The following is a 12970-nucleotide window of genomic DNA, read 5'->3' on the forward strand; positions in this document are numbered from 1 at the left end:
TCTCAGCCGAAAGCGGCCAGAACCTCGTCCGTCAGCGCGGCCATCTCGTCGCGCGCCACGCCGTTTCGGGCGCGTTCGGCAACGCCGAGGCCCTGGCCCAGCGTCTCGGCATAGGCGACGCGGTTGGCGACCTGCGTGCCGGCCACATCGGCGCCCAGATCGGCCGCCTTCCGGGCCACCTCGACCGACAGGCGCGTATGCGGCCGGACCCGGTTCAGCACCACCAGAACCGGCGATTTCTCGCGCCGCGCCAGATCCAGCACACCCTCGGTCGCCCACAGATCGACATGGCTGGTGGCGACCGGAACCAGAACCAGATCGGCGACCCGAAGCGCGGGGCGCAGGTCACTGTCGATCTTGGGCGGCGTGTCCACGATCACGTAATCGAAACGCTTCTTCAGCTTCTCGGATTCGTAGCTGGCCCCCCAGGCCGATGAGGTCGAGAAATCCATGGCCTCGTCCTCGCCCTGCGCCTGAAGCCGCTCGATGAACCAGCGGCCCATGCTGCCTTGCGGATCGGTATCGACCAGGGCGACGGAATGGCCGCGCTGATGCAGGCACACGGCCAGATTGATCGCCAGGGTGGTTTTCCCCGAGCCGCCCTTCTGCTGGGCGACGGTGATGATCCTGCCTGCCATCGCTGCCTCCTCGTCACGCGCTTTCCAAAACGTATCGGGCCGGTTCAGCGATTGCACGGGCTATCTTGCGGGCCGCGACATCAATCGCCGAAAACTGCCTGAACCTCGTACATCACCGGCTCGAAGCTTTTGCACATCGCATGGATCTCGCGGTTGCGGCGACGCATCTCGTCGCTACGCAGCATCGCCTGATAATCCTTGCGGTCGCGCCACTGCGAATAGGTGGCGATCCGGGTCTGCGCGTCGTTCAGGTGAACCGCGCCGGCGATGAAGCCGGGTTGCCGGCGGATCACCTGATCCCAGGCGGCGGTCAGCATCTCAAGCACGTCCTGCGCGCTGCCGGGCGTCACCTCGAAGGTGGTGATCACGGTCTGGCCGTCGAATTCGGTCCTGATATCGGGCATGGCTGGCCCCTCCTCTGCTGACGCATCCCGGCGCCCAGCCTAGGGGGAAATCCGCAGCACGCAAAGTGGCAACTGCGCGGCATTGCCGGCGCTCGCGCCAGGGTGCATGGTCGGCGCGGGCGGCAAAGGAGGCATTGCATGATCCCGGTGTTCGATGGTCACAACGATTTCATCCAGCGCGTCGTCGCGGCGGGCGAGGACGGGGCGCGGATCTGGCTGGAAGGCGACGGGACCGGCCATCTGGATCTGCCGCGCGCCAGGGCGGGCGGGCTGGTCGGCGGATTTTTCGCTCTCTGGGTGCCTTCGCCCGCCAATCCCAATGATGTCGAATCCATCGCGCTGATGCAGGATCCGCCCTTTCACCTGCCGCTGCCCGACGAGATCGCGCATGACAGCGCCCTGCCATTCGCCTTCCGGCAGGCGGCGGCACTGAAGATGCTGGAACGCACCGGCACGCTGGAGGTCGTGACCAGCGCCACCGGTCTGCGCCGCGCGATCGCCGAAAATCGCTTCGCCGCGGTCATGCACATGGAGGGGGCCGAAGCGATCCGCGACATGGATGCGCTGCATCTGTGGCACGCGGCGGGACTGCGATCGCTGGGACCGGTCTGGTCGCGGCCCACGGCCTACGGTGAAGGCGTGCCCTTTGCCTATCCGGCCGGCCCCGATATCGGCGCGGGACTGACACCGCAGGGGCGCGATCTGGTCCGCGAATGCAACGTCTTGCGGATCATGCTGGATCTGTCGCATCTGAACGAGGCCGGGTTCGATGATGTGGCACGCCTGTCCGACGCGCCGCTGGTAGCCAGCCACAGCTGCGTGCATGCTATCTGCCCCTCGGCCCGCAACCTGACCGACCGCCAGTTGCAGGTCATCCGCGACAGCGGCGGGCTGGTCGGGCTGAACTATGCCTCCAGCTTTCTGCGCGAGGACGGCAAGCGGCTGCCGTTAAAGGGCTTTGACACGATCCTGCGCCATCTCGATCGCCTGCTGGCGGTCCTGGGCGAGGACGGAGTCGGCCTGGGTTCGGATTTCGACGGTGCGCTGATGCCCGAGGAACTGGCCGACGCGGCCGCCCTGCCCGCCCTGATCCGCGCGATGGAGGCGCATGGCTATGGCGACGCCTTGATTCGCAAGATCGCCGGTGAAAACTGGATTTCCCTGCTGGCGCGGGTCTGGGGCAACTGACCCCGACGGCCGGTTCATCACCCGGCCATCATGGGCGCGGCCTCCCCGATGCCCGCGCCTCGGCGATCCGGGCCGCGCTACTCGGTCGCCTGCGCCTCGCCATTTACCGGCGCGGCCTGGGCCAGCGCCACCATCTGCGCCAGTTCGGGATCGGCGTTCAGATCGGCCAGCGCAAATGTTCCGGTCAGCGCATCAGGTGACAAACGGATATTCTTGACCACCTGAGGCCCCGGCGCCGCGGGACCGTAGGTCTTGCCGTTCACCGCGAAATAGATGGCGCCCGAATTGCCCGTGCGCAGCACCGGCGGTTCTTCCAGCTTGGGCAGGCTGAAGCGTTCGCCGGCATCCATGATCTTTTCCAGCAGCACCGTCCCGTCCGAGGTGGTGACCCGCACCCAGGCGGGCCGGGCGGCCAGCAACTGAAGCTCGGGCGCATCCGCCGCCATCGTGACCGAGTGCTGGCTTTCCGGCATCTGCGGTCCGTATTCCACCGCCTCGCCCGCCCCGGCCGAGGCCAGCGCACGCTGGATCGCGTCCGCCCCTTCGGCGGAACCGGCCGTCATGTCGCCGCCTTGCGCCGTCGCCGTTTGCCGTGCAAGCCCCGGATCGATGGCCGCGATCGGGCCGTCGCGAGAAGTCAGCACCGGCGCCTCCAGAATCTGCGGCCGGTAGATCCGGTCAAGTCCCTCGGGCTGCGGCAGATTCTGCGCGATTTCAGCGGTATCGCCACTTTCGAGCAACGGCACCGACATTCCGGCACCGGCAGCCGGATCCAGTTCCGTCACCACGCCTGGGGTGGTTTCGCCCGGCGTCAGCGTCACCCGCTGCACCTCTTGCAGCACGGCCCAGCCGCCATAGGCCAGCCCGCCCATGATCGCGATCAGCACCAGGACCGAGCCCATCGCCCGGGGTTCGATCTGCGTCCAGAAGCTTTCGCGCTGAGGAAGGAACAAGGCATGAGGATTGGCCAGCGCCTCGGCCGGTTCCGACGGCCTGCGCCCAGGTTTCGGCCCCGAGGCCGAGGGCGCCATGCCATGCGTCGGCTGGAAGCCCGATTCAAGACAGAAGCGGCGGAAGGTCCAGTCCGGGTCCATGCCCAGATACCGCGAATAGGATCGCACATAGCCCGAGATGAAGCTGGGCGTATCGAAAGCCGTGATGTCGCAATTCTCGATCGCGGCGACATAGGAGGCCCGGATCCGCAATTCGCGCTGCACATCCAGCAGCGATTTGCCCAGCGTCGCCCGCTCGCCGCGCATGATGTCGCCGAGACGTGTGTCGTCATCGAGGAAATGGTCCACTTCCTCCACCTGCATCAACTCCTCTGCCGGGATTTCAGCCCGCAGCCTGCTCATTCCTGCCTGCCTCTTTGCCCGCTGACCGTATCGCCCGAATCGGAACGATATCCTGCCTTGTTTAAACCAAGGTTATCACGGACGCGAGAGCAGTTCACCCGTCGATTGTGTCACGCGCTCATTTCGGCGCGATTCAACGCACAATGCGACCAAAGTGCATCCATCGCCCGCACCAGCTGATCAATTCGTCCAGGATCGTGCACTGGCGAGGGCGTGAACCGCAGGCGCTCGGTGCCGCGCGGCACCGTGGGAAAGTTGATCGGTTGCACGTAGATGCCGTAATCGCGCAGCAACATATCGGACAATTGCTTGCAGTGGACCGGGTGCCCGACATGGACCGGCACGATATGGCTGCCATGATCGATGATGGGCATCCCCAGCGATTGCAGCCGCATTTTCAGGATCTTCGCGTGCAATTGCTGGGCATCGCGCAGCGTCTGCCCTTCGGCCGTCTTCAGCAGCCGGATCGAGGCGGCTGCCCCGGCGGCCACCGCGGGCGGCAGCGAGGTGGTGAAGATGAAGCCCGGCGCGTAGGATCGGATCGCGTCGCACATGGTGGCGCTGGCCGCGATATAGCCGCCGAACACGCCAAAGGCCTTGCCCAGCGTGCCGTTGATGATGTCGATACGCCCCGCCAGCCCGTCGCGTTCCGCCACACCGCCGCCGCGCGGCCCGTACATGCCGACCGCGTGAACCTCGTCCAGATAGGTCAGCGCGCCGAATTCACGGGCCAGATCGCAGATCGCCTCGATCGGTCCGAAATCGCCATCCATGGAATAGATCGATTCGAAGGCGATCAGCTTGGGCGCGGCCGGATCGTCCGCTTCGATCAGTTCGCGCAGATGCGCCACGTCATTGTGGCGAAAGATCCGCTTGGCGCCGCCATTGCGCCGGATCCCCTCGATCAGCGAGGCGTGGTTCAGCGCGTCGGAATAGATGATCAGGCCCGGAAACAGCTTTGGCAGGGTCGAAAGCGTGGCGTCATTGGCGATGTAGGCGCTGGTGAACACCAATGCTGCCTCTTTGCGGTGCAGGTCGGCCAGTTCGGCCTCCAGCCGCTTGTGATAGACGGTGGTGCCGCTGATATTGCGCGTTCCGCCCGACCCGGCGCCGACCGCATCCAGCGCCTCGTGCATCGCGCCCAGGACCGCGGGATGCTGGCCCATGCCCAGATAATCGTTACCGCACCAGACGGTGATGTCCTGTTTCCTGCCATCGGGACGGGTCCAGACGGCCAGGGGAAACTGCCCCTTCGATCGTTCGATATCGATGAATGTGCGATAGCGGCCCTCGTCGTGCAAACGTGCGATGGCCTGATCCAGGGCGGCGTCATAGTCCATGTGCGGGCGTTCCCTTGCGTAGCTGGCTGGGTGCGATCATTGTCAGATCACGCGCGGCCCCAAGTTGATACACGTCAAATTCCGGCAAGAACAGACCAAAATCGCCGTGACACGACCAAGGAACAGGGCGCGGAAGCTGCAAACACCACCGGGAAAGGACGACCACATGGCGCAGGATGACAGGCTGGAGGCGGTTCTGGCAGAGCTGGACCGGGGGCTTGAGCCGGCCTTGCAGCGGCTGCTGGACTTTCTGCGAATCCCCTCGATCTCGACCGATCCGGCCCATGCGGGCGACGTGCGCGACGCGGCGGAATGGCTTTGCGCACAGCTTGCCTCGCTGGGCTTCGAGGCCAGCGTGATGGCGACCGAAGGCCATCCGATGGTGATTGCGACCTCGCCGCCCAGCGGGGCGCGTCCGCTGCTGTTCTATGGCCATTACGACGTGCAGCCGGTTGATCCCCTGGCCCTGTGGGACCGTCCGCCTTTCGAGCCGGAAATCCAGTCCACCGATGCCGGTGACGTCATTCGCGGCCGCGGCGCCAGCGACGACAAGGGCCAATTGATGACCTTTGTCGAGGCGTTTCGCGCCTGGAAGGCGGTTCACGGCGCCCTGCCCGGCGATCTGATCCTGCTGTTCGAGGGCGAGGAAGAATCCGGTTCGCCCTCGCTGCGCCCCTTTCTACTGGCGCAGAAGGACCGCCTGTCGGCCTCGTTGGCGATGATCTGCGACACCGGGCTCTATGCGGATGGCCGCCCCGCCATCACCACGCAATTGCGCGGCCTGGTCGGCGAGGAAGTGGTGATCCGAGCCGCCGATCGCGACCTGCATTCGGGCAGTTTCGGCGGGCTGGCCGCGAACCCGATCATGATCCTGACGCGCGCGCTGGCGGCGCTGAAGGACGCGGAGGGTCGCGTCACCCTGCCGGGCTTCTACGAGGGTGTGGCCGATCTGCCCGAGACGCTGCGCCGCGACTGGCAGGCGCTTGATTTCGACGCACGGGATTTCCTGTCCCGTGTCGGATTGTCGCAGCCGATCGGGGAAAAGGGCCGTACCCCGCTGGAAATGGTCTGGAACCGGCCCACCGCCGAGATCAACGGCATTGCCGGAGGCTATGCCGGCGATGGTTTCAAGACCGTGTTGCCCGCCGAAGCCCGCGCCAAGGTCAGCTTCCGCCTGACCGGCCGGCAGGATCCCGCAGCGGTGCGCGAGGCCTTTCGCAATCATGTCCGCGGCTTCCTGCCAGCCGACTGCACGGTGGAATTTCACGACCACGGCGGCAGCCCGGCCAGCGTCATGGACACCTCGGATCCCGCCTTCGCGGCCGCCAAATCCGCGCTGAGCGAGGAATGGGGGCGCGAGGCCGCCTTTATCGGCGCCGGCGGCTCGATTCCCGTCGCAGGTGATTTCAAGCATATTCTGGGCATGGATTCCCTGCTGATCGGCTTTGGCCGCGACGATGACCGGATCCATTCCCCGAACGAGAAATACGACGTCGAAAGCTTCGCCAAAGGCGCGCGATCCTGGGCGCGCATCCTTGCGGCCCTGCGATAGGCGGGCGGCAGGGGGGCGCTGCCCCCCTCGGCCCCAGGGGGCCTCACCCCCCGAGGTATTTGAAAAGAGGGCGAGGGGCGATTAACGACAAATTAAGCAATTGCGGACAAGACTGCGAATCGCGGTACAGGCGGAGGCGCCGATGACCGCAAGAGAGCGAGGCGCTCCGGTTTCCCGCCAAGCCCCCTGAGCCGGCAGCCGGAGCGACCTTTCTTCCGTCTCGTTCTCTTTCCAATCGCCTTTGGCGCCATCGGCGGTCCTTGGCACCGGTCTTCCCGGCAGCGCCGCGCAGGCCGACCTGAAACGCCGCTTCTATCCCCGTGGCGTGCAATAGCTCTGGCTGCTGGTCCAGGCGGCTATATCGGCGCGCTTCTCGGGGTTGCGCATCGGCGCCCAGTCGCGCGCCACGCCGCGCCAGCCGCTGCCGTCATTGGCCACCGCATTGTCGCGCGCGACCTGTCGCGACATGATCCGGACGGCGCAGGACATGTTGTCGGCCCCGTTGCGGATATTGCCGTCGCAATTGTAATTGCGCCAGGTCGCGGGCGCGATCTGCATCAGGCCGATCCACTTGCCGCCGCCGCCACTGGCTTTCGGGTTATAGGTGCTTTCATGCTTGGCCACCGCCGACAGCAGACCCGCCCAGAAGGCCTTGCGGCCCGGCGCGCCAAGCTGGGCGTAATTGGGGCAGAAGGCGTCGATGTCCGAGGGCACGCGCGACAGCACCTTCACCCCCTCGCGATCCAAAGCGGTCAGCGTCGCCCTGGTCCAGGCATCCGCGCCCGACCGCTGACCCCACCGCATCGGCGGCCTTTGCGCCAGCGACATCTGCCGGGCCTGCGCCTCGGCCTGCTTCGCCCGTTCGGCCTTGTCGCTCGTCGTGGTCGCACAGGCGCTCAGCAAGGCAAGAGCGGCCAGGGGCAGAAGCGCAGCGTGCATCGGGATCCTCTCTGGAAGGTTTCGTCGCTTCCGGATTAGCCATGCGTGCAATTCCCGCAAGCATCGCGGAATCCTTCGGCGAAATCCCGCCCGGCCACGCCCGCGGCGCGACGAAAATCCGCCGATCGACCATGCCGGGGCGGCCTTCTTGACCTGTCACACAAAGACGTGTCGCAGGGCAGGCGGGGTGCGCGCGTCGGGCGTGACGCAGGCCCCCAGTGACAAGCGCCCTCTGCTGCCCTAGAACACCCGCCGAGACGCCATTTGCCGACGAGGATCCCGATGCTGGACCACCTGAGCTTCACCGCCCCCCAACCAAAGGTCATCGCCGGGGCGAGGGGCGATTGGGAACTGGTCATCGGGCTGGAAGTCCACGCCCAGATCGCCAGCAAGGCCAAGCTTTTTTCCGGCGCATCGACCGAATTCGGCGCCGAGCCGAATTCCAACGTCTCCTTCGTCGATGCCGCCATGCCCGGGATGTTGCCCGTGATCAACGAATTCTGCGTGGCCCAGGCCGTGCGCACCGGGCTGGGCCTGAAAGCCGCGATCAATCTGCGCAGCGCCTTCGACCGCAAGAACTACTTCTATCCCGATCTGCCGCAGGGCTATCAGATCAGCCAGCTTTACCACCCCATCGTCGGCGAGGGCGAGGTGATCGTGGACATGGGGCCGGGCATTGCGCGGCGCGTGCGGATCGAGCGTATTCACATGGAACAGGACGCCGGCAAGTCGATTCACGACATGGATCCCGACATGTCCTTCGTCGATCTGAACCGCACCGGTGTCGCGCTGATGGAGATCGTCAGCCGCCCCGACATCCGCGGCCCCGAGGAAGCCTCCGCCTATGTCGCCAAGCTGCGCCAGATCATGCGCTATCTGGGCACATGCGATGGCAACATGCAAAACGGCAACCTGCGCGCCGACGTGAACGTGTCGGTCTGCAAGCCCGGCGATTACGAACGCTTTCAGGAAACCGGCGATTTCAGTCATCTTGGCACCCGCTGCGAGATCAAGAACATGAACTCGCTGCGCTTCATCCAGGCTGCGATCGATCACGAGGCACGCCGCCAGATCGCCATTTTGGAAGATGGCGGCAGCATCGTGCAGGAAACCCGCCTCTACGATCCCGACCGGGGCGAAACGCGATCGATGCGCAGCAAGGAAGAGGCGCATGATTACCGCTATTTTCCCGATCCCGACCTGTTGCCGCTGGACATCGAACAGGCATGGGTCGATGCCATCGCAGGCGATATGCCCGAATTGCCCGATGAAAAGAAGGCCCGCTTTGTCAAGGAGATGGGGCTGTCGGAATATGATGCGGGGGTGCTGACCGCGGATGTCGAGAACGCCAATTATTTCGAGGCTGTCGCGCAGGGCCGCGATGGCAAGGCGGCCGCGAACTGGGTGATCAACGAGCTGTTCGGTCGTCTGAACAAGGAAGGCCTGACGATCGAGACCTCGCCCATCTCGGCGGCGCAGCTTGGCGGCGTGATCGATCTGATCGGCAAGGGCGAGATTTCGGGCAAGATCGCCAAGGAATTGTTCGAGATCATCTGGACCGAGGGCGGCGACCCGGCCGGGATCGTCGAGGCGCGCGGCATGAAACAGGTCACGGACATAGGCGCGATCGAGGCCGTCGTGGACCAGATCATCGCCGCCAATCCCGCCCAGGTCGAAAAGGCCAGGGCCAATCCGAAACTGGCGGGCTGGTTCGTGGGCCAGGTGCTGAAGGCCAGCGGCGGCAAGGCAAATCCGGCCGCCGTCAACCAACTGGTCGCAAAAAAGCTGCAATTGTAGCGGCTGCGGCGGCAGAGGGTCGCGCAGGCTGAAACGGCGGCCACTTCCTCTGTCGGAGATGACCCCGCCGCCCTTGGCAAGCGATGCGGCATCTGCTCTACCTTCTGGTTGATGCAAGGTTCAGGACGCAGACAGATGCCCTTCGAATACACCGTCATTCCGGCCCCCACGCGCGGCGAGAAAGCCAGGGACGTCAAGACCCCGACCGACCGCTATGCGCTGGCAGTGACGCAGGAACTGAACCGGATGGCAAAGGATGGCTGGGAATATATCCGCGCCGACGTGTTGCCCAGCGACGAACGCAGCGGCCTGACGGGGCGGACGACGATCTATCACAACCTCTTGGTTTTCCGCCGCAAGGCAGACGCCACCGAGACGCCAGAACCCGAAAGGCAGCAGATTCCGCAACCCGAATATCCCGTCGCCGCCGCGCCCGTGCGCAAGCCCCAGCCGGCACCGGCGCTGCCCGAGGCCGCGGCACCGCAGCCCCCGCGTCGGGTTTCCGAAACGGTGCCGGCCGCCACCGCCGACGCCGAGCCGATTGTCAAGGAAAACCCGACCGGGACCGAACCTCCCGCACCGCGGACCGAGCCTGACCGGATTTAGCCCTGCGGTTCAGGGATCATGCCGGATCGGCAGCGGGCGACGTCTCTTCGACGATGACCAGTTCGCGCGTGGACGCATCCTTGGCATGGGCCAGCGCGGCTTGATATTCGGCGCTTTCGTAGCAGGCCACGGCCGCTTCGAAGCTGGGAAAGCGGGCCACGACGTTGCGCGGCCGGTCCTGCCCCTCGAATTGCCGGTAGCGGCCGCCCCGCGCCAGAAAAACGCCGCCATGCGACGCGATCGCGGGTCCGGCAGCCTCGGCATAGCGGCGATAGGCCTCGGGGTCGGTCACGAGGACATGTGCGATCCACAGCGCGCTCATAGTGTCGCCCCGATCAGTTTCTCGACTTCGGCAAAGGCGCTTTCGGCGGCCTCCAGTCCCGGCGCGCCACCCTGGGCGCGATCTGGCCGCCCGCCGCCGCCCTTGCCGCCAAGCGCGGCGGTGGCGGCCTGCACCAGGGACACGGCGCTGAGACGGTCGGTCAGATCCGGCGTCACGCCGGCGGCCACGGTCGCCTTGCCGTCGGCTTCCGACAGGACCAGCACCGCGCCGCTGCCCAGCCTGGCTTTCATCTCGTCGATCAGAGGCCCAAGCTCCTTGCCGCCGACGCCCTCGACCCTGCGGCCGATGAATTTCACGCCGGCGATTTCCTTGGCTTCGGTGGCCCCGCCGCCGCCCATGGCAAGCTGCCGCTTCAACTGCGCGACCTCGCTGGCCAGTGCCTTGCGCTCATCGGCCAGGGCGCGCACCCGGTTCACGACATCGCCCGCCTGCGCTTTCAACAGTGTCGCGATCTCGGCCAATTGCCGGTCTGCCGCGCGCAGATGGTCCAGCGCCGCCTGCCCTGTCAGCGCCTCGATCCGCCGCACTCCGGCGCTGGAAGCGGAATCGCCCAGCAGCGCGAAGGCGCCGATATCGCCCGTGCGCAGGACATGCGTGCCTCCGCAAAGTTCCAGCGAATAGGTCTGGCCATCCGTGCCCTTGCCGGAATTGCCCTGCCGACCCATCGAGACCACCCGCACCTCATCGCCATATTTCTCGCCGAACAATGCCTGGGCGCCCAGGGCACGAGCGTCGTCGGGGGTCATGATCCGGGTTTCGACCGGGGAATTCTGCCGAATGAAATCATTCACTTCCGCCTCGATCTTCGAGACCTCCTCGGGCGTGACGGCATGGTTGTGGCTGAAATCGAAGCGCAGCCGGTCAGGCGCGTTCAGACTGCCGCGCTGCGCGACATGGGCGCCCAGGGTCCGACGCAATGCCTCGTGCAGCAGATGCGTGGCCGAATGGTTGGCGCGGATCATGCCGCGCCGGTCACGATCGACCGACAATTGCGCACCCTGACCCTTTGCAATCGTGCCCAGCGTCACCTGGGCCATATGCGTGAAGACGCCCGCGACCTTCCTGGTGTCGGTTACCCGCGCGGCGCCTGTCTCGGTCCTGACAAGACCGGTATCGCCAACCTGACCGCCCGATTCGGCATAGAAGGGCGACTGGTTCACGACGATCTGGACCTCTGCGCCCTCGGTCGCTTCCGAAGCCTCGGCCCCCTCCACCACCAGAGCCAGGATCTGACCTTCCGCCTCGTCGGTGTCATAGCCCAGAAATTCGGTCGCGCCATGACGTTCGGCCAGATCATGCCAGATCGCTGCGTCCTTCGTCTCGCCGCTGCCCGCCCAGGCCGCGCGGGCCTTGGCCTTCTGTTCGGCCATCGCGGCATCAAAGCCGCTGATGTCGACCGCGCGGCCTTTTTCACGCAAGGCATCCTGTGTCAGATCCAGCGGGAAACCATAGGTATCATACAGCTTGAAGGCCGCCTCGCCCGGCAGATTCGCGCCCTCCGGCAGCTTTGCCACTTCCTCGTCCAGCAGCCGCAATCCCCGGTCCAGAGTCTGCCGGAACCGGGTTTCCTCGCTGCGCAGGGTCTCTTCGATCAGCGGCTGCGCGCGGGTCAGTTCCGGATAGGCCGTGCCCATCTGCCCGACCAGGGCCGGGACCAGCCGATACATCACCGGATCCTGCGCACCCAGCATGTGCGCGTGACGCATCGCGCGCCGCATGATGCGCCGCAGCACATAGCCGCGCCCCTCGTTCGAGGGCATGACCCCATCCGCGATCAGGAAGCCGGTCGAACGCAGATGATCCGCGATCACCCGGTGATGCACCTTGCCCGAGCCGTCCGGATCGACGCTCGTGGCATGGGCGCTGGCTTCGATCAGGCTGCGCATCAGATCGGTGTCATAATTGTCGTGCTTGCCTTGCAAGAGCGCACCGATCCGTTCCAGTCCCATGCCGGTGTCGATGGATTGCATGTCGAGCGCGCGCATCGAGCCGTCCTCGAATTGCTCGTTCTGCATGAAGACAAGGTTCCAGATCTCGATGAAGCGGTCGCCGTCTTCCTCGGCCGAACCCGGCGGCCCGCCCCAGATGTGATCGCCGTGATCGTAGAAGATTTCGGTGCAGGGGCCGCAGGGACCGGTCGGACCCATCTGCCAGAAATTATCGGCCGTGGCGATGCGGATGATGCGGTCGTCCGGCAATCCGGCCACCTTTTTCCAGATATTCGCGGCCTCGTCATCGGTATGATAGACCGTGACCAGCAGCCTGTCCCTGGACAGCCCGAAATCCCGGGTCAGCAATTCCCAGGCGAAGGCGATGGCCTCGGATTTGAAATAGTCGCCAAAGCTGAAATTGCCCAGCATTTCAAAGAAGGTGTGGTGCCGAGCGGTATAGCCGACATTGTCCAGATCGTTGTGCTTGCCGCCGGCGCGGACACATTTCTGCGCCGTCGTCGCGCGGGTGTAGTCCCGCGTCTCCAGTCCGGTGAACAGGTTCTTGAACTGAACCATTCCGGAATTGGTGAACATCAGCGTCGGATCGTTGCGCGGCACCAGGGGGCTGCTTTCGACCACGCGATGGCCGTTTTTCTCGAAATAGCCCAGAAACGTTGATCGGATGTCGTTCAGACTTGGCATGAGCGGCCTTCATCGCAGGAATATCGCGGCGTCCCCGCGCCGCAAAAGCTGGCGTTCGGTCTATCGTCCGCCGTGCCCGCTGTCCAGCGATCCCGCCGCGCGCTGATACCCAGCCGGAGAAAGGCGCCGACCGGAAAAGAAAACGCGCGAAGGATTGCCCCCCGCGCGCGTCGAA

11 protein-coding genes are annotated in these 12970 nt (G+C 65.4%); 4 read left to right on the forward strand and 7 right to left on the reverse strand.

Annotation, left to right across the window (positions count from 1 at the left end):
* Positions 1 to 2: 2 nt before the first annotated feature.
* Both parA and AC13CR_RS11025 read right to left on the reverse strand, forming a co-directional pair.
* Positions 3 to 638, reverse strand: a complete 636-nt coding sequence (gene parA / locus AC13CR_RS11020; RefSeq protein WP_292958617.1) for a ParA family partition ATPase — start codon at positions 636 to 638, stop codon at positions 3 to 5.
* An 80-nt stretch (positions 639 to 718) separates the two neighbouring features.
* Positions 719 to 1042, reverse strand: a complete 324-nt coding sequence (locus tag AC13CR_RS11025) for an antibiotic biosynthesis monooxygenase family protein (protein WP_292958615.1) — start codon at positions 1040 to 1042, stop codon at positions 719 to 721.
* Between the two features lie 138 nt (positions 1043 to 1180).
* Here AC13CR_RS11025 and AC13CR_RS11030 point away from each other — a divergent pair, with 138 nt between their 5' ends.
* Positions 1181 to 2230, forward strand: a complete 1050-nt coding sequence (locus AC13CR_RS11030; RefSeq protein ID WP_292958613.1) for a dipeptidase — start codon at positions 1181 to 1183, stop codon at positions 2228 to 2230.
* Between the two features lie 77 nt (positions 2231 to 2307).
* Here the strand turns inward: AC13CR_RS11030 and AC13CR_RS11035 are convergent, their stop codons facing one another.
* Together AC13CR_RS11035 and hemA are read right to left on the reverse strand one after the other, a co-directional pair.
* Positions 2308 to 3585, reverse strand: a complete 1278-nt coding sequence (locus tag AC13CR_RS11035; RefSeq protein WP_292958611.1) for a helix-turn-helix domain-containing protein — start codon at positions 3583 to 3585, stop codon at positions 2308 to 2310.
* A 110-nt stretch (positions 3586 to 3695) separates the two neighbouring features.
* Positions 3696 to 4925, reverse strand: a complete 1230-nt coding sequence (gene hemA, locus AC13CR_RS11040) for a 5-aminolevulinate synthase (protein ID WP_292958609.1) — start codon at positions 4923 to 4925, stop codon at positions 3696 to 3698.
* 166 nt (positions 4926 to 5091) lie between these two features.
* On the opposite strand from hemA, the gene AC13CR_RS11045 reads away from it, so the two are divergent.
* On the forward strand, positions 5092 to 6477 hold the full coding sequence (locus tag AC13CR_RS11045; protein WP_292958607.1) for a M20/M25/M40 family metallo-hydrolase: 1386 nt from the start codon (positions 5092 to 5094) through the stop codon (positions 6475 to 6477).
* A gap of 312 nt (positions 6478 to 6789) precedes the next feature.
* Here the strand turns inward: AC13CR_RS11045 and AC13CR_RS11050 are convergent, their stop codons facing one another.
* Positions 6790 to 7416 carry a lytic transglycosylase domain-containing protein gene (locus AC13CR_RS11050; protein WP_292958605.1) on the reverse strand — a complete coding sequence of 209 codons (627 nt, stop codon included), beginning with the start codon at positions 7414 to 7416 and terminating at the stop codon, positions 6790 to 6792.
* A gap of 282 nt (positions 7417 to 7698) precedes the next feature.
* On the opposite strand from AC13CR_RS11050, the gene gatB reads away from it, so the two are divergent.
* Positions 7699 to 9213 (forward strand): Asp-tRNA(Asn)/Glu-tRNA(Gln) amidotransferase subunit GatB, encoded by a 1515-nt coding sequence (gatB, locus tag AC13CR_RS11055; RefSeq protein WP_292958603.1) that lies wholly within the window; start codon positions 7699 to 7701, stop codon positions 9211 to 9213.
* Between the two features lie 135 nt (positions 9214 to 9348).
* Positions 9349 to 9819: a DUF4177 domain-containing protein gene (locus tag AC13CR_RS11060; protein ID WP_292958601.1), complete on the forward strand. Its 471-nt coding sequence runs from the start codon at positions 9349 to 9351 to the stop codon at positions 9817 to 9819.
* A gap of 16 nt (positions 9820 to 9835) precedes the next feature.
* Here AC13CR_RS11060 and AC13CR_RS11065 read toward each other — a convergent pair whose 3' ends face one another.
* A complete protein-coding gene (locus AC13CR_RS11065; protein WP_292958599.1) occupies positions 9836 to 10141 on the reverse strand; it encodes a DUF1330 domain-containing protein in 306 nt (101 codons plus the stop codon).
* On the reverse strand, positions 10138 to 12795 hold the full coding sequence (gene alaS / locus AC13CR_RS11070; RefSeq protein ID WP_292977931.1) for an alanine--tRNA ligase: 2658 nt from the start codon (positions 12793 to 12795) through the stop codon (positions 10138 to 10140). The genes AC13CR_RS11065 and alaS overlap by 4 nt, the downstream gene beginning before the upstream one ends.
* Between the last annotated feature and the right edge of the window lie 175 nt (positions 12796 to 12970).

This window comes from Paracoccus sp. L-17, assembly GCF_056857655.1.